General features: G+C 65.4%; 24 protein-coding genes. 2 read left to right on the top strand and 22 right to left on the bottom strand.

The genetic code is table 11. The features are described from left to right. Positions 1-8: 8 nt before the first annotated feature. From KAK11_RS13495 to KAK11_RS13460, 8 genes are all read right to left on the bottom strand, one after another. Positions 9-965 carry a Gfo/Idh/MocA family oxidoreductase gene (locus tag KAK11_RS13495; protein WP_210809703.1) on the bottom strand — a complete coding sequence of 319 codons (957 nt, stop codon included), beginning with the start codon at positions 963-965 and terminating at the stop codon, positions 9-11. Position 966: 1 nt separating this feature from the next. Beyond that, positions 967-1,833: a class III extradiol dioxygenase subunit beta gene (locus KAK11_RS13490; RefSeq protein ID WP_210809702.1), complete on the bottom strand. Its 867-nt coding sequence runs from the start codon at positions 1,831-1,833 to the stop codon at positions 967-969. 8 nt (positions 1,834-1,841) lie between these two features. Then, a complete protein-coding gene (ligA, locus tag KAK11_RS13485) occupies positions 1,842-2,282 on the bottom strand; it encodes a protocatechuate 4,5-dioxygenase subunit alpha (protein ID WP_210809701.1) in 441 nt (146 codons plus the stop codon). Further along, positions 2,283-3,215 (bottom strand): amidohydrolase family protein, encoded by a 933-nt coding sequence (locus KAK11_RS13480; RefSeq protein ID WP_210809700.1) that lies wholly within the window; start codon positions 3,213-3,215, stop codon positions 2,283-2,285. Positions 3,216-3,281: 66 nt separating this feature from the next. Next, positions 3,282-4,259, bottom strand: coding sequence for a Bug family tripartite tricarboxylate transporter substrate binding protein (locus tag KAK11_RS13475; RefSeq protein WP_210809699.1), 978 nt, complete (start codon positions 4,257-4,259; stop codon positions 3,282-3,284). A gap of 58 nt (positions 4,260-4,317) precedes the next feature. Continuing rightward, on the bottom strand, positions 4,318-5,001 hold the full coding sequence (gene ligK, locus KAK11_RS13470) for a 4-carboxy-4-hydroxy-2-oxoadipate aldolase/oxaloacetate decarboxylase (RefSeq protein ID WP_210809698.1): 684 nt from the start codon (positions 4,999-5,001) through the stop codon (positions 4,318-4,320). A gap of 14 nt (positions 5,002-5,015) precedes the next feature. After that, positions 5,016-6,044, bottom strand: coding sequence for an amidohydrolase family protein (locus KAK11_RS13465; RefSeq protein ID WP_210809697.1), 1,029 nt, complete (start codon positions 6,042-6,044; stop codon positions 5,016-5,018). 35 nt (positions 6,045-6,079) lie between these two features. Further along, positions 6,080-6,784, bottom strand: coding sequence for a substrate-binding domain-containing protein (locus KAK11_RS13460; protein WP_375140685.1), 705 nt, complete (start codon positions 6,782-6,784; stop codon positions 6,080-6,082). Between the two features lie 101 nt (positions 6,785-6,885). Between KAK11_RS13460 and KAK11_RS13455 the strand changes: the two genes are divergently transcribed. Beyond that, entirely contained in the window at positions 6,886-7,782 is an 897-nt protein-coding gene (locus KAK11_RS13455; protein ID WP_210809695.1) for a LysR family transcriptional regulator, read from the top strand. 45 nt (positions 7,783-7,827) lie between these two features. Further along, positions 7,828-8,187, top strand: a complete 360-nt coding sequence (locus KAK11_RS13450) for a methylglyoxal synthase (protein ID WP_210809693.1) — start codon at positions 7,828-7,830, stop codon at positions 8,185-8,187. On the opposite strand, the gene KAK11_RS13445 is transcribed toward KAK11_RS13450, so the two are convergent. The 14 genes from KAK11_RS13445 to KAK11_RS13380 all read right to left on the bottom strand — a co-directional run bounded on the left by KAK11_RS13445 (position 8,188) and on the right by KAK11_RS13380 (position 18,093). Beyond that, the gene (locus KAK11_RS13445) at positions 8,188-8,547 is read right to left on the bottom strand and encodes a PspC domain-containing protein (RefSeq protein WP_210809692.1); all 360 of its coding nucleotides are present in this window, start codon (positions 8,545-8,547) and stop codon (positions 8,188-8,190) included. Between the two features lie 143 nt (positions 8,548-8,690). Next, the gene (locus KAK11_RS13440; RefSeq protein ID WP_210809691.1) at positions 8,691-10,124 is read right to left on the bottom strand and encodes an ATP-binding protein; all 1,434 of its coding nucleotides are present in this window, start codon (positions 10,122-10,124) and stop codon (positions 8,691-8,693) included. Next, positions 10,121-10,798 (bottom strand): response regulator, encoded by a 678-nt coding sequence (locus KAK11_RS13435; protein ID WP_210809690.1) that lies wholly within the window; start codon positions 10,796-10,798, stop codon positions 10,121-10,123. The genes KAK11_RS13440 and KAK11_RS13435 overlap by 4 nt, the downstream gene beginning before the upstream one ends. A gap of 17 nt (positions 10,799-10,815) precedes the next feature. Beyond that, the gene (locus tag KAK11_RS13430) at positions 10,816-11,559 is read right to left on the bottom strand and encodes a cytochrome b/b6 domain-containing protein (protein ID WP_375140684.1); all 744 of its coding nucleotides are present in this window, start codon (positions 11,557-11,559) and stop codon (positions 10,816-10,818) included. A gap of 32 nt (positions 11,560-11,591) precedes the next feature. Next, a complete protein-coding gene (locus KAK11_RS13425; protein ID WP_210809688.1) occupies positions 11,592-12,086 on the bottom strand; it encodes a diheme cytochrome c in 495 nt (164 codons plus the stop codon). A 14-nt stretch (positions 12,087-12,100) separates the two neighbouring features. Then, positions 12,101-12,484, bottom strand: coding sequence for a DUF1924 domain-containing protein (locus tag KAK11_RS13420; RefSeq protein WP_210809687.1), 384 nt, complete (start codon positions 12,482-12,484; stop codon positions 12,101-12,103). A 101-nt stretch (positions 12,485-12,585) separates the two neighbouring features. After that, positions 12,586-12,879 (bottom strand): type II toxin-antitoxin system RelE/ParE family toxin, encoded by a 294-nt coding sequence (locus KAK11_RS22300; RefSeq protein ID WP_210809686.1) that lies wholly within the window; start codon positions 12,877-12,879, stop codon positions 12,586-12,588. Continuing rightward, the gene (locus KAK11_RS13410; protein ID WP_210809685.1) at positions 12,876-13,100 is read right to left on the bottom strand and encodes an addiction module protein; all 225 of its coding nucleotides are present in this window, start codon (positions 13,098-13,100) and stop codon (positions 12,876-12,878) included. The genes KAK11_RS22300 and KAK11_RS13410 overlap by 4 nt, the downstream gene beginning before the upstream one ends. Positions 13,101-13,371: 271 nt before the next feature. Then, positions 13,372-13,839 carry a cupin domain-containing protein gene (locus KAK11_RS13405; RefSeq protein ID WP_210809684.1) on the bottom strand — a complete coding sequence of 156 codons (468 nt, stop codon included), beginning with the start codon at positions 13,837-13,839 and terminating at the stop codon, positions 13,372-13,374. A gap of 57 nt (positions 13,840-13,896) precedes the next feature. Then, a complete protein-coding gene (locus KAK11_RS13400) occupies positions 13,897-14,403 on the bottom strand; it encodes a DNA-deoxyinosine glycosylase (RefSeq protein ID WP_210809682.1) in 507 nt (168 codons plus the stop codon). Next, positions 14,396-15,214, bottom strand: a complete 819-nt coding sequence (locus KAK11_RS13395) for a TatD family hydrolase (protein WP_210809681.1) — start codon at positions 15,212-15,214, stop codon at positions 14,396-14,398. The genes KAK11_RS13400 and KAK11_RS13395 overlap by 8 nt, the downstream gene beginning before the upstream one ends. Continuing rightward, positions 15,214-15,900, bottom strand: a complete 687-nt coding sequence (lolD, locus tag KAK11_RS13390; RefSeq protein ID WP_210809680.1) for a lipoprotein-releasing ABC transporter ATP-binding protein LolD — start codon at positions 15,898-15,900, stop codon at positions 15,214-15,216. Before lolD ends, KAK11_RS13395 begins: the two co-directional genes overlap by 1 nt. After that, positions 15,893-17,164, bottom strand: a complete 1,272-nt coding sequence (locus KAK11_RS13385; RefSeq protein ID WP_210809679.1) for a lipoprotein-releasing ABC transporter permease subunit — start codon at positions 17,162-17,164, stop codon at positions 15,893-15,895. The genes lolD and KAK11_RS13385 overlap by 8 nt, the downstream gene beginning before the upstream one ends. 47 nt (positions 17,165-17,211) lie before the next feature. After that, positions 17,212-18,093 (bottom strand): hypothetical protein, encoded by an 882-nt coding sequence (locus KAK11_RS13380; RefSeq protein WP_210809678.1) that lies wholly within the window; start codon positions 18,091-18,093, stop codon positions 17,212-17,214. Between the last annotated feature and the right edge of the window lie 53 nt (positions 18,094-18,146).

The raw sequence follows: 18,146 nt of genomic DNA, 5'->3' as shown, positions 1-18,146 counted from the left end.
TGCGGCGCTCACCCCTGCAACTGCCGCTCCAACTGATGCAGCACCCGATAGCAAGGCAACACTTGGGCGATGCTGGCGTTGGGCTCGCGGCCTTCGCGGATGGCGGCGAAGAACTCGCGGTCTTGCAGCTCGATGCCGTTCATGGACACATCCACTTGGCTGACGTCAATCTTCTCTTCTTTGCCGTTGAAGAGGTCGTCGTAACGGGCGATGTAAGTGCCGCTGTCGCCGATGTAGCGGAAGAAGGTGCCCAAGGGGCCGTCGTTGTTGAAGGAGAGGCTCAGGGTGCAGATGGCGCCGTTGGCGGCCTTGAGCTGAATGCTCATGTCCATCGCAATGCCGAGGGTCGGGTGGATCGGCCCTTGCAAGGCGTTGGCCTGCACGATGGGGCTGCCGCATTGGTAGGCGAACAGGTCCACCGTGTGGGCGGCGTGGTGCCACAGCAGGTGGTCGGTCCAGCTGCGGGGCTGGCCCAAGGCGTTCATGTTCGTGCGGCGGAAGAAATAGGTCTGCACATCCATCTGCTGAATGTTGAACGCGCCCGCCTTGATTTGGCCGTTTACCCACTGGTGGCTGGGGTTGAAGCGGCGGGTGTGGCCGCACATGGCGACCAAGCCGGTGTGCTGCTGCACGCGCAGCACGTCTTCGCCCTCGGCCAGCACGTCGCACAGGGGGATCTCCACCTGCACATGCTTGCCGGCCTTCATGCAGGCCATGGCCTGGGCCGCATGCATCTGCGTGGGGGTGCAGAGGATGACGGCGTCCACCTCGGGCAGGGCCAGGGCGTCACCGAGCTCGGTGCTGACATGGGCGATGCCGTACTTCTTGGCCACTTCGCGGGTCTTGTCCAGCTCACGACTGATCAGCGAAACGACTTCAACACCGTCGATGTTTTGGATGCCATCCAGGTGCTTGATGCCAAAAGCACCGGCGCCCGCCAGGGCGACTTTGAGGGTTCGGGTCATGTCAGTTGTTTTCCAAGATCAGGTGGCCCACCGCGGTATTGGACGCCGGCACGTGGAAGAAGCGGTGCTTGAGTGTGGGCGCGGGGCCACCGGCCACATCGGCCATCGCGCCGCGCGCAATCAGCCACATCACCAGCTCAATCCCCTCCGAGCCCGCCTCGCGGACATACTCAATGTGCGGCACTTGGGCCAGGCCCGCAGGGTCGGCGATCAGACGGTCTAAGAAGGCATTGTCCCAAGCCTTGTTGATGAGCCCAGCGCGCGCGCCTTGCAACTGGTGGCTCATGCCGCCTGTGCCCCAGATCTGCACGTTCAAGTCTTGGTCAAAGCTCTCCACCGCACGGCGAATGGCCTGGCCCAGCGCAAAGCAGCGGGCGCCAGAGGGCACCGGGTACTGCACCACATTGACATGGAAGGGGATGACCTTGAAGGGCCAAGCGCCGCCGGGCATGGGCGGGTTGTCGCACATCAGAGAGAGCGGCACGGTCAGGCCGTGGTCCACTTTCATGGCATTGCACAGGGTCAGGTCAAAGTCTTGCTGGATCACCGACTGCGCAATGTGGGCGGCCAGCTCGGGGTGGCCCTGCACCGTGGGCAGGGGGCGCGGGCCCCAGCCCTCATCGGCAATCGGGAACTCGGCCGCGCAGCCCAGCGCAAACGTGGGGATCAACTCCAGGCTGAAGTTGGTGGCATGGTCGTTGTAGACCAAGAAGACCACATCGGGCGTGTTGTCCTTCATCCATTGCTTGGAATACTCATAGCCAGCAAACAAGGGCTGCCAGTACGGTTCTTGGGTCTTGCCCTGGTCCAGGGCCACGCCGATGGCGGGCACATGCGAGGTGTAGACGGAGGCGGTGATGCGTGCCATGGTGTGTGTCAATCCTTGTTGCGGCCCGCCGCACCTTGGGGCTGGCGGTGGGGTTGGGCGTCGCCGTCTTCGCCCAGATAACGATTGCCTTCAGGAGAGCGTCCACCGGCCATCATCATGGCGCGGTACTCAGTCTCGGTCATGCCCGTCATGGAGCCGGCCATTTGCTGGAAAGACAGGCCATCGGTGGCGCCAATGCGGGCCAAGAAATAGATGTTGCCGCCTTCGCGCATACAGGCGTTCAGGTCGCGGGCCAGCACGGCTTGCTTTTGTGCCTCGGTCAGCGGCCATTCATCGAGCACAGCGCGCTCATTGGCTTTGAAGCGGGCGCGGTTCTCAGGCTTCATCAGCGAGTGGCAAAACTGGTTGAGCCAGTAGCCTTTGCGCGATTCCTCGGCATCAAAGATGATGGTGCCGGGCACGTCTTTATAGGGTTTGTCTAGGGCCATTTACTGTTCCTCCGGCCAATAGAGCCGCATGGGATTGGCCACCAAGAGCTTGTGTTGCAGCTCAGCGGTGGGCGCAATGTGAGGGATGAAGTCCACCAGCAGGCCGTCGTCGGGCATGTGGTCTTTCAGATTGGGGTGCGGCCAATCGGTGCCCCAGAGCACACGGTCGGGGAAGGCTTGCACCACGCGCTGCGCAAAGGGCACCACGTCGCGGTAGGCGGCTTGCTCGCCCTCCAAGGCTTTGGGGCCGGTGACGGAAAGGCGCTCGGGGCAGCTCACCTTGCTCCAGACGTTGGAATGTTCACGCATGAAGCGCAAGAACAGCTCAAACTCGGGGCCGTCCACCGGCTTGCTGACATCGGGGCGGCCCATGTGGTCCACCACCACAGTGGTGGGCAAGGCGGTGAAGAAGTCCCACAGCTCGGGCAGATCCACCGCCTCGAAGTAGATGACCACATGCCAGCCCAATTGGGCAATGCGGCCCGCGATCTCCATCAGCTCGTCTTTGGGCGTGAAGTCCACCAAGCGTTTGACGAAGTTGAAGCGCACCCCGCGCACACCGGCGGCGTGCATGGCCAGCAGCTCGGCATCAGTGACGCTGCGCCGCACCGTGGCCACGCCGCGTGCTTTGCCACCCGAGGCCACACAGGCATCCAGCATGGCGCGGTTGTCGGCACCATGGCAAGTAGCCTGAACAATGACGTTACGAGCAAAGCCCAGATGGTCGCGCAGCGCAAAGAGTTGCGCCTTGCTGGCGTCGCACGGCGTGTACTTGCGCTCGGGGGCATAAGGGAACTCGGCCCCTGGACCGAACACATGGCAGTGGGCGTCCACGGCGCCTGCGGGCAGTTGGAAGCGGGGCTTGGCAGGGCCGTCAAACCAATCCAGCCAGCCGCTGGTTTTTTGGAAGTCGCCCGAGGTGGTTCGGCTCATGGGAGGTGTGCGGTGTGTGCGAGGAGTCGGGGCGGCAAAAGCCGCCCCGGCAGGGATGGCCAGAGATCAGTCCAGCGAAGCCTTGGTGCGGGCCACGATGTCGGCCGCCTTGGTGGTCTCGGACTTGATGAAGGCCATGAACTGATCGCGAGTGACCGGGAACTGCTCGTAGCCAAAGGTGGCGTAGCGGTCTTTCATGTCAGGCTCAGCCAGGGCCGCCTCAATGTCGCGCTGGATCTTGTCGGCCACAGCCTTGGGCAGGCCTTTGGGGGCGGCGACCATGGTCCACCCCGTCACTTCATAGCCCGCCGGCCCACCCGATTCGGCCACGGTGGGCACGTCGGGGAAGGCGGGGTGGCGCTTGGGCCCGGTGACGGCAATGAACTTCAGCTTGCCGGCGCGCTGCATCGGGCCTGCGGTGGCCAGCGAGCCCAGAGCCCAGTCCATTTCATTGGTGGCGACTGCCGTGTAGAGCATGGCGGTCTCTTTGTAGATCACATGCTGCATCTGGGTGCCGGTCATGGCTTCGAGCAGGGCCGAGCCCAGGTGCACCGGGTTGCCCACCGACCAAGAGCCGTAGTTCAGCTTGCCGGGGTGAGCCTTGGCATCGGCCACGATGTCACCCACGGTTTTGTACTTGCTGCCCGCGCCCACGCCCACAAAGAAGTAGGTGCGGAACAGCGGTGCGATGGGCTCGAAGTCTTTGGCCGGGTCGTAGGGCAGCTTTTTGAACAGCGAGGGGTAGGTGGTGAGGTGGACGTTGTCGAGCTGGATCAGCTCATGCCCATCGGGGTTGGCGCGCTTCCAGGTGTCGATGGCGATGAAGCCATTGCCGCCGGGCTTGTTCTCGACCACCACGGTTTGGCCCCATTTCTTTTGCAGCTTTTCGGCCAACACGCGCAGTGCGGCCTCGGGGCCAGCCCCGGCCGGGAAGGGGGTGATGATGCGCACCGGCTTGGTGGGGAAGTCTTGCGCCTGCACGCTGGGGGCCAGCAGCGCCAACGACGTGGCAGCCACAGCCAGGGCTTTGAGGACGAAGGTCATGGGGTTTGTCTCCTGCAAGGGAACACGGTGGGGAAGGAAGGAAAGGCTTTTCTTCTGATCAATCGATGTAGCGCAAGCCCGCTGCGGCCAGTGGCTCACGCATCTTGTACATGTCCAGGCCCAAGATGCCTGAAGCCAGCTTGGCACGCTTCTCGGCCTCGAAGCTTTCGCGCTTGGCGGCGGCCTCGGCCACTTGCACAGCACGCGCCGCGGGCACACAGACCACGCCGTCCTCGTCCGCCACGATGGCGTCGCCTGGCTGCACCCCCATGCCGGCACACACCACAGGGATGTTGACCGAGCCCAGCGTGGCCTTGATGCAGCCTTTGGACGAGATGGCGCGGCTCCAGACCGGGAAGTTCATGGCCTGCAGGGTCTTCACATCGCGCACGCCGGCGTCGATGATCAAGGCCCGCGCACCGCGCGCCTGGAAACTGGTGGCCAGCAGGTCACCGAAGTAGCCATCCGTGCACTCCGAGGTGACGGCAGCCACCACCACGTCGCCGGGCTGGATCTGCTCGGCCGCCACATGCAGCATCCAGTTGTCGCCGGGTTGCAGCAGCACCGTCACCGCCGTGCCCGACACCTGTGCGCCGGGGTAGATGGGGCGCATATAGGGCTTGAGCAAGCCCACGCGGCCCATGGCTTCGTGCACGGTGGCACTGCCCAAAGCGGCCATGGCATCGGTGGCTGCGCGGTCCGCGCGGGTGATGTTGCGGTAGACAACGCCGAGTTCGTACATGCTGCTCTCCAGAGTCACAGGCCACGGGCCTTGAGTGTCGCGTCCAGGCGGCCAAACACCCGGCGGGCATTGCCTTCAAAGACCTGGTAACGCTCATCATCAGTCAAGTTCGGCGTGGCGTTCACATAGCGCTTGGTGTCGTCGTAGTAGTGGCCGGTTTCAGGGTCGACGCCGCGCACCGCCCCAATCATCTCGGAGGCAAACAAAATGTTCTTCACCGGGATCACCTTGGTGAGCAGGTCGATGCCCGGCTGGTGGTAGACACAGGTGTCGAAGAAGATGTTGTTGAGCAAGTGCTCTTGCAGCAGCGGCTTCTTCAGCTCTTGGGCCAAGCCTCGGAAGCGGCCCCAGTGATAAGGCACCGCACCGCCGCCATGCGGGATCAAGAACTTCAGCGTCGGGAAGTCCTTGAACAGGTCAGAGGTGAGGCACTGCATGAAGGCCGTGGTGTCGGCATTCAGGTAGTGAGCGCCGGTGGTGTGGAAGCAGGCGTTGCAGCTGGTCGAGACATGGATCATGGCCGGCAGGTCGTACTCCACCATCTTCTCGTACAGCGGGTACCAGTGGCGGTCCGACAGCGGCGGGCTGGTCCAGTGGCCGCCCGAAGGGTCAGGGTTCAGGTTCAGGCCCACATTGCCGTACTGCTCTACGCACTTCACCAGCTCGGGGATGCAAGTCGCGGGGTCCACCCCCGGCGACTGCGGCAGCATGGCCGCCGGCACAAAGTGGTCGGGGAAGAGCTGGCTGACGCGGTAGCAGAGCTCGTTGCAAATGGCCGCCCAGGTGGCCGAGGTGTTGAAGTCCCCGATGTGATGGGCCATGAAGCTGGCGCGTGGGCTGAAGATGGTCAGGTCACTGCCGCGCTGCTTCATCAGCTTGAGCTGGTTGGTCTCAATCGACTCGCGAATCTCGTCGTCGCTGATCTTCAAGTCACTGGCCTTGGGCGCACGGCTGGGGTCTTTGAGGCCGGCAATCTGCAGGTCGCGCCAAGCCCCCAGCGCCGCAGGCGCGGTGGTGTAGTGGCCGTGAACGTCGATGATCATGATGACAAGGTCCTTGTGTTTTGAAGGCGGTGGGCTCAGGCGGGCGTCATGCCCTGGCGCGCTTTGGCGCCAGCAGCCCCGTCTGAGGCCAGGAAGCGCAGCAGCGCCTGAGCCGCGTCGGGCTGCTGGCTGGTGTGGGCAACTGCGCCGCTGAAGGTGGACATGATCTGGGCGCCCTGGGGCATCAGGCCTAGGCGGGTGATGCCTTGCACCGGCAGCAGCTCGCTGAGCTGCTGAAAACCCAGGTCCACCTGGCCGGTGGCCAGCATCTGGCCCACGGGCACACCCGGCGGAGCTTGGATGAGATGGTCTTTCAACAGCGCCAGCAGCCCCCAGCCCTCCAACAACTTCAGCAAGGCCGTGCCGCTGGGGCCTGTCGAGTAACCAATGCGCGGCGCTTGGGCCACCGCCCGACGCAGCGCCGCCTCAGTGGAGATGTCAGGCTCTGGCCGCCCCGCAGGCACCGCCACCGCGACGGGGGAGTGCACCAGCGCCCGCACGCTCTCAGGCCGCACATGGCCTGCAGCCGCCAGCTTGGCCAGCGCATCGTCGGCCAAGACCACCACGTCAAAGGCCTCGCCGGCTTGCACCCGCTTGGCGGCATCCACCCCGCCCACGGATTCCAGCGCCACGGACTGGCCTGTGCGCCGGCCATGCTCGCCCAGCAGCTCTTCCAACAAAAGCCGCGTGGCCATGGAAGAGATGCAGCGCAGTGGGGATGACGTGGAGGAGCTTGCCATGGCAGCATTGTTGGCGGCGGCGCCGGGCGCTCCAAGCCCAACAGCCGACTAGCTGCTATACCATTTGGGCATAGCTCATGCGGGTTTCCCCGCCCCACACCATGGATCTCCGTCAACTCCGCACCTTTGTGCAAGTGGCCGAAGCCGGCAGCTTCAGCAAGGCCGCGCTGATCTTGGATGTGGCCCAGCCGGCCCTCTCACGCCAGGTGCGGCAGTTGGAGACCGAGCTGCGCGAGACCCTGCTGCTGCGGCATGGCCGGGGCGTGGCCCTGACTGAGGCGGGCCAGCGCTTGCTGGCCCATGGCCGGGCCATCTTGCAGCAAGTGGAAGTGGCACGCAGCGAGGTCGCAGCCGGGCGGGACGAGCCGGCCGGGCAGATTGCGATTGGCCTGCCGCCCAGCCTGGCGCGGCAGTGGACGCTGCCGCTGATCCAGGCCTTTCAGATCCAGATGCCCAAAGCCCGCTGCGCCATCATCGAGGGCTTCTCCATGCACATCAGCGAGTGGCTCAGCGACGGGCGGCTGGACCTGGGCCTGCTCTACAACCCTGAGCCCTCGGCCCAGGTCAGCACCCGGCCTTTGATCGAAGAGGCGCTGTGCTTGGTAAGCCCCGTGGCCACCGAGGTCAGCCAAGACGTGACCGGGCCGATGCGCTTTGCCCAACTCTCCGGCCTGCCTTTGGTGATGCCGCAGCGCGGCCACACCTTTCGCAAGCTGATGGAGACGCAAGCCGCCCTGCATGGCGTGCAACTCAACGTGGTGTGGGAAGTCTCCAGCGTGGGCGTCATCCCCGACCTCGTCAGCGCGGGCCTGGGCCATGCCGCGCTGACGGCAGGCGCCGTGCGCGCCCACGGCGCGCTGCAACACCTGCGCGTGCGCCCCATCGAAGCGCCGCAGATCATCAGCACTCTCTGCCTAGCCGAACCCGCTCAGCGCCGCAGCACACCGCTGACGCGGCGCACGGCACAGTTGCTGGAGGCGATGGCGAGGGCGGGGTAACCGATTGGAAACCCAGGCCCAGCCGCAGCGCCCCACAATCGGCGCATGCACATTGCCCTGATCGCTCACGACCGCATGAAAGACACCCTGGTGGCGCTGGCGCGCGAGTTTGCGCCGCAGCTGGGGCAACACGCCCTGATGGCCACCGGCACCACAGGGGGTCGCTTGGCCCAAGAGGTGGGGTTGACGGTGGAATGCCTGCTCTCCGGGCCTTTGGGCGGCGACCTGCAGATTGGGGCTCGCCTGGCGGTGGGCGAGGTGAGCGCGGTGATTTTCTTGCGCGACCCAATGACGCCGCAGCCGCATGAGCCCGACATCAACGCCCTGGTGCGGGCTTGTGATGTGCACAACGTGGTGTGCGCCACCAACCCGGCCACGGCCAGATTGGTGTTGCAGCGTTTGTGATCAGCTACCCAGTTGGCGCGGGGTCATGGTGACCACAGGCTCTTCAGGCACGAAGATCCACAGCAGCAGATAGACCAGCAAGCCGCTGCCGGCGCACAGCGTCAGCAAAGCAAAGCTGACGCGCCAGATCCAGGCGGCCACGCCGGTCATTTGGGCCACGCCACCGCAGACGCCACCCAACCAACGGTCGCTACGGCTGCGGCGCAGGCCATTCAGCGCATGAACGATGGTTGCATCGTGGCGCACAGGGGCTTCGCCACGGCTCAGCACCTTAGCTTTGGCCTGGGCAAATTCTTCATCGGACAGGCCACCTTGGCGGTGCAGTTCGTCCAAGCAGGCGAGGTCTTCGGCGAGTGACATGAGAGGCTCCGGTGTGTTGATGGCTGAACTGTAGAAGCTCTCCACACGGCACGCCAGAGCGCTGCGACAGGACGCGCTGGCGGCAGCATGAACGGCGGCTGCATGCGATAAAGGGCGGGACGCCCAGCCAACGCCAGCCCCGCTCAAGCCAGCCGCACAGTCACCCTCAAGCCGCCCAAGCCAGGGGAGCGCTGCACCGACAGATCGGCGTGGTGCAGCGCCGCAATGCGCCGCACGATGGACCAGCCCAGGCCGCTGCCGCTTTGCTCGGTGCCCAGCACCCGGAAGAAGCGCTCACCCAGGCGGGCCATGTCGGCGTCGCTCATGCCGGGACCGCTGTCTTCCACGCACAGCACGGCGCCGCCCGGCTCGGGCTGAAGCTGCACCTGCACCTGGGCGCCTGCGGGGGCGTAGCGGATGGCGTTGTCCACCACATTGCGCAGAAGGACTTCCAGCAGGGTCTCCAGGCCATTGACGGGCACGGGCGGCAAGGGCGCGTCGTCGTCACTGGCCTCCCCCACCTGCAGCGACAACTGCTGGGATTTGGCCAAGGCTTGGGGGGCGGCCTGGGCCAAGACGCGCTGGGCCACTTGGGACAAATCCAACGGGACCAAGCCCGCCTTGCCCGCAGCCTCCAGGCGCGACAAGGTGAGCAACTGCGTCACCAGGTGCGTGGCGCGGTCACAGCCCTCTAAGGTGGCCAGCAGGGCGTGACGGCGCGGCGCGTCGTCGCTGGCCCCCAGCGCCACTTGCGCTTGGGCGCGGATGGCGGCAATGGGCGTGCGCAGCTCATGGGCGGCGTCTGCAGTAAAGCGGCGCTCGGCCTCCATCAGGCTGGCAATGCGGCCGAGCAAGCCATTGAGGCTGTCCACCATAGGCCGCATTTCTTGCGGCGCATCCTCGGCCAACTCCACCGCCTGCAGCGCATCAGGCGCCCGGGCAGCCAAGGTGCTGCTGAGGTCCCGCAGCGGGGCCACGGCGCGGCGGATCACCCACCACAAGCCCAAGCCCCACACCGGCAGGGCCAGTGCTGCGGGCCAGAAGGCGCTGCGCAACACGGCGCGGCCAATGGCGGCGCGGGAGTCCACCATCTCGGCCACGTAGACCTGCACGTCTTGCTCAGCCCCGCGCGTGGTGAAGACGCGCCAGCGCTCACCCGCGATGGTGATGGTGTCAAAGCCCTGGCTGAAGTGTTGGCCATCCGGCCCCATGGGCTGCGCCGGGGCGCCGGCTGAGCGCAGCACCAACTGCCCCTCATGCCACACCTGAAAGGCCGCTTTGGGCGCATAGCGGTGCAGCGAGGGGGCATCCACGCCCCGACGCTCGTGGTGGTCTTCGTCCTCTTGCAGCTCTTCAATCTCGTGAGCCTGCTGCACCACCAGCAAGGCGGCGGCTTGGGCCAAGTGGCCGTCCAGCAGCTCGTCCAGCTCGTGGCGGGCATCGGCCCACGTCACCACGGCCGTCGCGCTCCAGACCACCACCAGCAGGCCCAAGGCCGCGGCCATCAGCCGGCCCTGCAGCGAGGCCGGCCAGGCCCAGGGCTTGCGCGGGGTGGAAGTGGAAGGAGCGCCCGTCATGCGGCGGGATTGTCCTCTTTGCGCAGCAAGTAGCCCACACCGCGCACGGTTTGGATCAGGTCGCTGCCCAGCTTGCGGCGCAGGTGGTGGATGTGCACCTCGATGGCATTGCTTTCCACCTCTTGGCCCCAGGCATAGAGGTGTTGCTCCAATTGCTCGCGCGAGAGCACGCGGCCCGCGTTGAGCACCATGGCTTGGAGCAAATCGAACTCGCGGGTCGAGAGGGTCACAGGCTGCCCGTCTTTGCTGACACTGCGGGCCGAGACATCCAGACTCACACCACCCCAAGCACGCAAGACTTCAGTGGCTTGGCCATGCGCACGGCGCACCAAGGCTCGCAAGCGGGCGGCCAGTTCGTCCAGGTCGATGGGCTTGACCACATAGTCGTCGGCGCCCAAGTCCAGGCCTTTGATGCGGTCCGGCACGGCATCTCGTGCCGTGAGCACCAGCACGGGCAGGGTCACGCCGGCTTGGCGGATCTGCGCCAGCACATCCAGCCCATCCAAGCGGGGCAAGCCGAGGTCCAGCACGGCCGCAGCATAGGGCTGGGCGCGCAGCTCGCGCTGGGCGGCCTCGCCGTCGCGCACCCAATCCACCTGAAAGCCATGTTGACGCAGGCCATTGCGCAAGCCGTCGCCCAACAGGGCATCGTCTTCAGCCAACAAAATTCGCATACAGCCCCCTGCCCTCGTCAATCGTCGTCGCCATCATCATCGTCGTGTTTCTTCAAGGCCGTCAGCCACGCGCCCACCGTGCCGGGCGCCGCTGCGCTGGGGACTACGCCTGGCGCACCTGAGGCGCTCGGGGCATGTTGCCATTGCCAGGCCCACCAGCCCAGCACCGCGCACAGCATCAGCGCGGCGACCGTGGCCCAAGCGCTGCGGATGGCCTGCTCCGGGCTGCCCTGCTTGCGGCCAGTGAACATGGCACGCACCAAGTTCTCGCGGTGAGCCAAGCTGCCCACCACCACTCCCAGCACATGCACCGCCACCAAAGCCAACATGCCGGTCGCCAACAGTTCATGTGCCTCTTCCAACCAATGCGGGGCATCGCCACTGTCGTTGAGCCAGCCCGTCAGGGTGACCCCCGCGCCGAGCGCCAACAAGCCCAGCACCGCGTAGGCCCCGGCCGGGTTGTGCCCTACATGATGTTGCGGCTCACGGGCGACCACGCCCTTGACATAGCTCACAGCCGCCGCAGGCCCGCGCACAAAGCTGGTAAAGCGCGCATAGCGCGTGCCCATCAGCCCCCACACCACGCGAAAGGCCACCAAGCCAGCCATGGTGTATCCGAGCGTGATGTGCACCAGTTGCAGACGCTCACTCTCAGAGGTGAGCCAAGCACCCGTAAAGCACAGCACCATCAGCCAATGAAAGACGCGGGTCGGCCAGTCCCAGACCAAGATGCGTGGGGCAGCTTTTTCAGTCATATTCATCTCCATTCCGTTTCTAAATTCAAGAAATGGAATCACTTGGGAATGCGAATGTCGCGCTCACGGAAGCTGCCTTCAGCCGCCTGCGTGTGACAGGCCGCGCAGTTGGCGGCGCTCTTGATGGCAGGGCGCTTCCACACATCGGCAGCCACTTCGTCGTGCTCGCGGATGAACCAGCGGCCTTTGGTGATGCGGTCTTCTGGCGGCGCCTCCGCCGCACGGCGGCCGCCGCCATTGGCCATCAGCCAGTCGCTGATCTGTTTGGTGGTGGCCGCGTCCAGGGAGGCATCGGTGCCAAAGTGCTTGGGCAGATGGCTCATCAGCCGCTGCCAAGACGCCGCCGGCAGCAAGCCCACCGGATACGCCACATGGCAAGACGAGCATTCGCTTTTGTAGGCCGCCAGCAGCGGCACACGCGGCCCATGGTCGTCGGCCCAGGCCGGTGCGGCCAGCGTAGTCAGCCAGAAGGCAGCCAAGGCGGTGGTGCGCACCAGGAAAGAGGAGGAGGAGGAGGAAGAGAAGAAGGTCATGAGAGGCGTCCGGCTCACTTCAAGCTTTGCAACCAGGCCAGCACATCCGCCTTTTCTGCGGCTGTGCATTCACGCGAGACCACGTCGTTGCAGTTGCGGCGAAACCATTTCTCCACCTTGGCGTTGTCGGTGAAGCGCTCGGGGTTGAAGGCCGGCGCCAGCGGCCCAATCGTCTTGCCCGTGGCGGCATGCTTGCCCGGGCCCGTGGGCTTGACGCCATGGCAAGAGGCACACGACCACTCTTTGCCATGGGTGCTGGTGAAGAAGGCCTGGCCGCGCGCCGCTTGCGCAGGGCTGCCCGCCTGGGCCGTGTAGGCCGCTTGCAGCTCAGCCGGTGTGGCGGCCTGCGCCGCCACGGCAGCCGTGGCCAAGGCAGCAAGAAGAAGGAGATGACGCATGACAGACAACCTGTAAATGCAGTGAACAGGCTGTCATGGTCGGGGGTGGGGCTGAAGGAAGTCTTAGAGCTTGCTGGCCCGTCGGAGAAGGCGGCAGCGCGCTACAGCCGACTGGCCCAGTACCCTGGTTCCCGCTTGTGATGCGCCACCGCATAGATGCAGGGACCATTGGTCGATTCTCGATATACAAGCGAGTACGGGAACCGATGAAAGGGGAAGACCCGCAGGCCGCTTCTGGCTGGTGTGCCTAGACGCTGGTGGCCTCCAAGCAGCTCGGCCACCCTTTCAAACTCCGCCAGAAAAGCCTCTGCCACGCGGACAGTGGCTTCTTCGGCGTAATACTTCGCCGCGACCGCAAGTTCTGCTTCAGCAGCGGGGTGAAGCTCATAGCTCACTTGAGCTGCGCACGAACTCGGGCTAACGCATCCCGCCCGGGAACCATAGCCACTTGGCCGGCCAGAACCTCTTGCTCACGACGCAGCGCTTCATCCAACCATGCCTCTTCCACTTTTGAGTCGTGATCGAAGCTCTCCAACAGGCGCTCCAGTAGCCGCGCTCGGTCAGCCGCTGGGAGGCTGAGAACCTCTGCTTCGAGTTCATGTACTGGGGTTGACATAAGCAGACTCCTGCTGGGACTGAACGTCCGGACGCACAAGCATGCCACACAGACCCACTCTGCGACAAATGCGCTTCGCGAGATGCCGACATCAACGCCACTCGATCGAGCGTTGGGCAGCCTTGTGGGCATCCTCTTGTCACAGGTTCACCAACGCAGCGCCACACGAATTCCTCGCCGCTCATACCCTTCCCTTCAGGTGTGGAGCTGGTTGGGATAAGGGCAGGCGAACTGCGGGATTTCGACGGCGAACACGGGCACACCAACAAGCCTAAGAACTGAACGGGCTCTCCACAGCCTTTCCCTCACCGTCTTCCCACAGATCATCCGGCAAAGAACGGTCACGCACGCAGACGCGGTCCAGCCCTGGGTAGGTGATGCGGTCTTGCGGTGCGCGGGTGCCCACCACCAGGCAGCGGGTGGGTGCCGTGCTGCGGTTGTGCAGGCAGTGGCCCACAGGCACACCGGCTTTGAAGGTGGCGGCATCACCGGGGCGCAGGAGGCTTGCAGTGTCGCCCTCGATCAGGGTGATCTCACCCTCCAGCACATAGACCATTTCGTCCTCTGCGCTGTGCCAATGCGGGCGGGCTGACACGGCGCCGGGCTGCAGCACTTCCACATAGGCACCGAACTGCGTCAGGCCGCCGGGCTCGGAGATCCACAGGCAGCGGTTGGGCTCGGCGGGGTTGGTGCTGGGCGAGGTTTCGCAGAGCATCTGCGCAGGGGTAAAGACGGGCATGAGGAAGACCTTTCTGCAAGGACGATGCATGAAGAAACGGGAAGGACCCCGGCCATCTCAGAGACAGGCGCTAAAGGCCACTGCCCAGGCGGCGCGCTTGCGCTCGAAAGTCCAACTGGCATTGGCCGGGCTGGTGGAAGGCAGCTTGAAGACCGGCAGGCCCAAGCCTTCGGTGAAGCGCCGCCCACGTGCGGACTCGGCCCCGTTGTGGGCAATGCCCTTGAGCTGCGGCAACTGGGCCAAGAGGCCCGGCAGGTCGTTGAACTCTGCGGCCTTGATGTCGGCATCGAGGCTGCCTTGGCGCTCGCAAGCGGCGTACACATCCCACAGGCCCACGCCAGCCGCCAACAGAGCGGCCAAGCGCTGCGCATAAGGCAGGCTCACCAAGTCTTGCGCCAGCAGTGCGCTCATCAGCGGCCAGAAGTGATTGCGCGGGTGGCCGTAGTACTGCTGCGCCTGCAGCGAGGCCACACCCGGAAAGCTGCCCAAAACCAGCAAGCGGGTGTGGGGTGCCACGGCCGGTGCCAAGCCGGTCAGGCGTGGTGCGTTTGGCGCATCAGCCATGCGCCAGGGCGCCCAGGCGCGGCAGCACGCGGCAAGCGTTGGCCGTGGTGACCGCAGCCGTCTGGGCCGGGCTCCAGCCGCGCAGGTCGGCCAGGGTCTGGGCGATGCGCGGCAGCTCGGCCGGCTCATTACGGCTGCTCAGGCCCGCTTCGCGCTCGGCGGCCGTGCGGTAGAGCCAATGCGGCGGGATGTCCGGCGCATCCGTCTCCAACACCAAGGCCGTCTCTGGCACGGTGCGGGCCAGATGGCGGATCTGCAAGGCACGCTCAAAGGTCATGGCACCGCCAAAGCCCAGCGCAAATCCCCGGCTCACAAACTGCGTTGTTTGCGCATCGCTGGCATTGAAGGCATGGGCAATGCCACCGCAAACCTCATGCCGCCGTAGGCCCTTGAGCAAGCCATCGGCCGAGCGGCGCACATGCAAGATCACCGGCAGGCCATGCTGGCGGGCCAGCTTGAGCTGCGCCAAATAGAACCGCTCTTGAAGGGCTGCATCCAGGCCCGGCACAAAGTAGTCCAGGCCGATCTCGCCCACGGCCACCAAGCGGGGGTCGTCCTTCCAGCGGCTCAGGGCGTGGTCGAGTTGCTCCAGCTCATCGGGCGCTGCACGGTGGACATAGAGCGGGTGCACCCCCAGGGCATAGCTCACACCTTGCTCGTGCGCCAAGGCGCGAACCGCCTCGAAGTGCGCGGCCTGCACGGCGGGGATGACCTGCATGCCCACACCGGCGGCCACCGCACGCACCACCACCTCAGCGCGGTCGGCGCTGAACTCCGGCGCGTCGAGGTGGCAGTGGGTGTCTATCCACATCAGGCGGCGAGCTGCCCGCGCTCCAAGCGCACTTGGCGGTCGCAGCGTGCGGCCAATTGGTTGTCGTGGGTGACCAGCACAAAGGCCATGCCGGCCTCGCGGGCGCGCTCCAGCATCAATGCAAACACCTTGTCGGCGGTGTCGCGGTCGAGGTTGCCGGTGGGCTCGTCGGCCAGCACGCAGGCGGGTTGGTTCACCAGGGCGCGGGCAATGGCCACGCGTTGGCGCTCGCCGCCGGAAAGCTCTGAGGGGCGGTGCAGCACGCGCTCGGCCAGGCCCACGCTGGCCAGGGCAGCTTGGGCCGCTTGGCGGGCCTGGGCCACGGACTGGCGTCGGATGCGCAGCGGCATGGCCACGTTGTCCAGCGCGGTGAACTCGGGCAGGAGGTGGTGGAATTGGTAGACGAAACCCAGATGCTGGTTGCGCCACGCGCCTTGTTGGGCGGCGTTGAGCTGGCCAAGGCGCTGGCCCATCAGCTCGACATGGCCTTGGGTGGGCACATCCAGGCCGCCCAGCAGATGCAGCAAGGTGCTTTTGCCCGAGCCCGAGGCACCGACGATGGCCAGGGTTTCGCCGCGCCTGACGTGCAGGTCCACGCCGCGCAGCACCTCCACATCCAGCGGGCCTTCGGTGAAGCGCTTGTGCAACTGCGTCGCTGAGAGAACGATGTCGTGCTGCTTACTCATAGCGCAGGGCCTCCGCCGGGTTCACGCGGCTGGCCCGCCAACTGGGGTAGAGCGTGGCCAAGAAGGCCAGGATCAAGGAGATGGCGGTGATGGGGCCGATGTCCGCCCACTGCGGGTCGCTCGGCATCTGAGTCACCATATAGAGGTTGCCCGGCAAAAAGGCCACGCCCAGCAGGCGCTCGATGAAGGGCACAATCACATCCACATTGAAGGCGACCAAGAGGCCTAAGCCCACGCCCGAGAGCGTGCCGATGATGCCGGCGGTCGCGCCCTGCACCACAAAAATAGCCATCACCGAGCGCGGGCTGGCACCCAAGGTGCGCAAGATGGCGATATCGGCGCGCTTGTCCGTCACCGTCATCACCAAGGTGGAGACGAGATTGAAAGCCGCCACCGCAACGATGAGTGTGAGGATGATGCCCATCATGCGCTTCTCGATCTGCACGGCGTCATACCACTGCGCCTTGGTGCGCGTCCAGTCTCTCACAATGACTTTAGGACCCAGCATGTCGGCCAAGCGGAAGCCCGTGGCGCGGGCTTCATGCACATCGCTCAGGCGCAGCTGAATGCCTTGCGGCCCGCCCGTGCGATAGAGCCGGGCGGCATCGTCAAGGTGCATCATCACCAAGGTGTTGTCGTAATCGAAGTGGCCGACATTGAAGATCCCGGCCACCGTGAACTTGCGCATGGTGGGCATGCCACCGGCTGGGGTCATTTGAATGCCGGGGGTGATGACGTTGACGGTTTCGCCCACTTTCACGTCCAAGGCGCGGGCCAGGTCCACGCCGATGACGATGCGCCAGGCGCCGGGCTGGAGTTGGTCCAGCACGCCATCGGCCTTCATCTTGGCGGCCAGGTCGGTGATGTGCTGTTCGGCCTCGGGCAGCACGCCGCGCACCAGCACGCCGGGCATCGCCTCGCCGCGCGCCAGCAGCGAAGGGCTGGAGACAAAGGGCGCCGCTGCCTTGACCAGGGGCTCTTGCTGGGCTTCGCGCGCCAAAGCCTGCCAATCGGCCAGGCCGGTACCGCTGGACTCATAGACCTCAATGTGCGGAATGGCCGCCAACATGCGGTCGCGCACCACCGTCTGAAAGCCATTCATCACCGACAGCACGATGATGAGCGCCGCCACGCCCAGCGCAATGCCAACCACCGAGATCAGCGAGATAAAAGAGATGAAGCCGTTGCGACGGCCCGCACGCCCGGCCCGCGTGTAGCGCCAGCCGATTTGCCACTCAAAGGGCAAGGAGGAGAAAAAGCTCATGGGCGGGATGCTACCGGATGCAGCCCCCGCCCCTTGGACAGCAGGCTTTAGCGAATGATGCTGACCGAGCCTGTGGGCGCATTGGTGCGCGCTTGGTTGGTCAGGGTTTGCGGGTTGCTGCCGCCCACCAGGTTGGCAATGTTGGTGTTGATCAGAGGCTTGAGCGTGAAGGGCGCCGCGCTGTTGTCAGGCTGCGGCTCGATGGAGATCACGGCCATGCCGCCGGGCAGCTTGGTGGCGGGGTTGATGAAGTCTTGGCCGGGGAAGGGTGGCGCACCCAAGGGGCCAGCGGCCGGGCCGCCCATGTCGCTGTCGGCCCCGGAGGCGCTGCTGAAGCGGCCGGTGCTGACGGGCTTGCCATTGACCACCACCCAGCCCTCGTAGACCCAACCTGTGGGCAGCGCGGGCAAGGTCAGGCTGGGCTGCATGGTGCCGGAGCTGGGGTCGATGAACCAGATGCCTTGATCGTTGTCGTCGGTGGCGGCGCTGGTGGGCGTGGCCAAGAAGAAGCTGCCGCGTGCGCTGCTGAAGTCATTGCCAAAAGCGGCGGCGTGGCCGATGCTGAGCGTGGCCGAGGTGCGGGCGCTATTGAAATCACCCGCCAGGATGTGCTGGTTGCTGGCAGCCGGCACGTCGCCAGTGGCGGGCTCGATGGTCAGCACAAAGGCGGTGGCGCGGTCGGCTTGGGCGCGGGGCACGATGAAGTCGGTCTGGCTGGGCTTGCCGGCGCTGTTGATGGTGAAGCGGCCGGTGGTGACGGGCGTGCCGTCCACCACCATCCAGCCCTCATAGACCGAGGTGGCGCCCAGGTCTTCCAGGCCATTGAATTGGACGCGCAAGGTGGCGTCGCCGTCGTCGCCACCGCCACAGGCGGCAAGGGTGGCTGCGGCGGCCAGCACGGTCAAGGAGGTGATGAGTTTGCGGTTCATGGTGTGTCTCTTTGGTCAGCAGTGGGGGAGGTGAACAAACACCCCCGAGCGCT

This window comes from Ideonella paludis (genome assembly GCF_018069865.1).
GTDB classification, from domain to species: Bacteria; Pseudomonadota; Gammaproteobacteria; order Burkholderiales; family Burkholderiaceae_C; genus Ideonella; species Ideonella paludis.
This window is presented reverse-complemented; position numbering and strand designations above follow the sequence as displayed.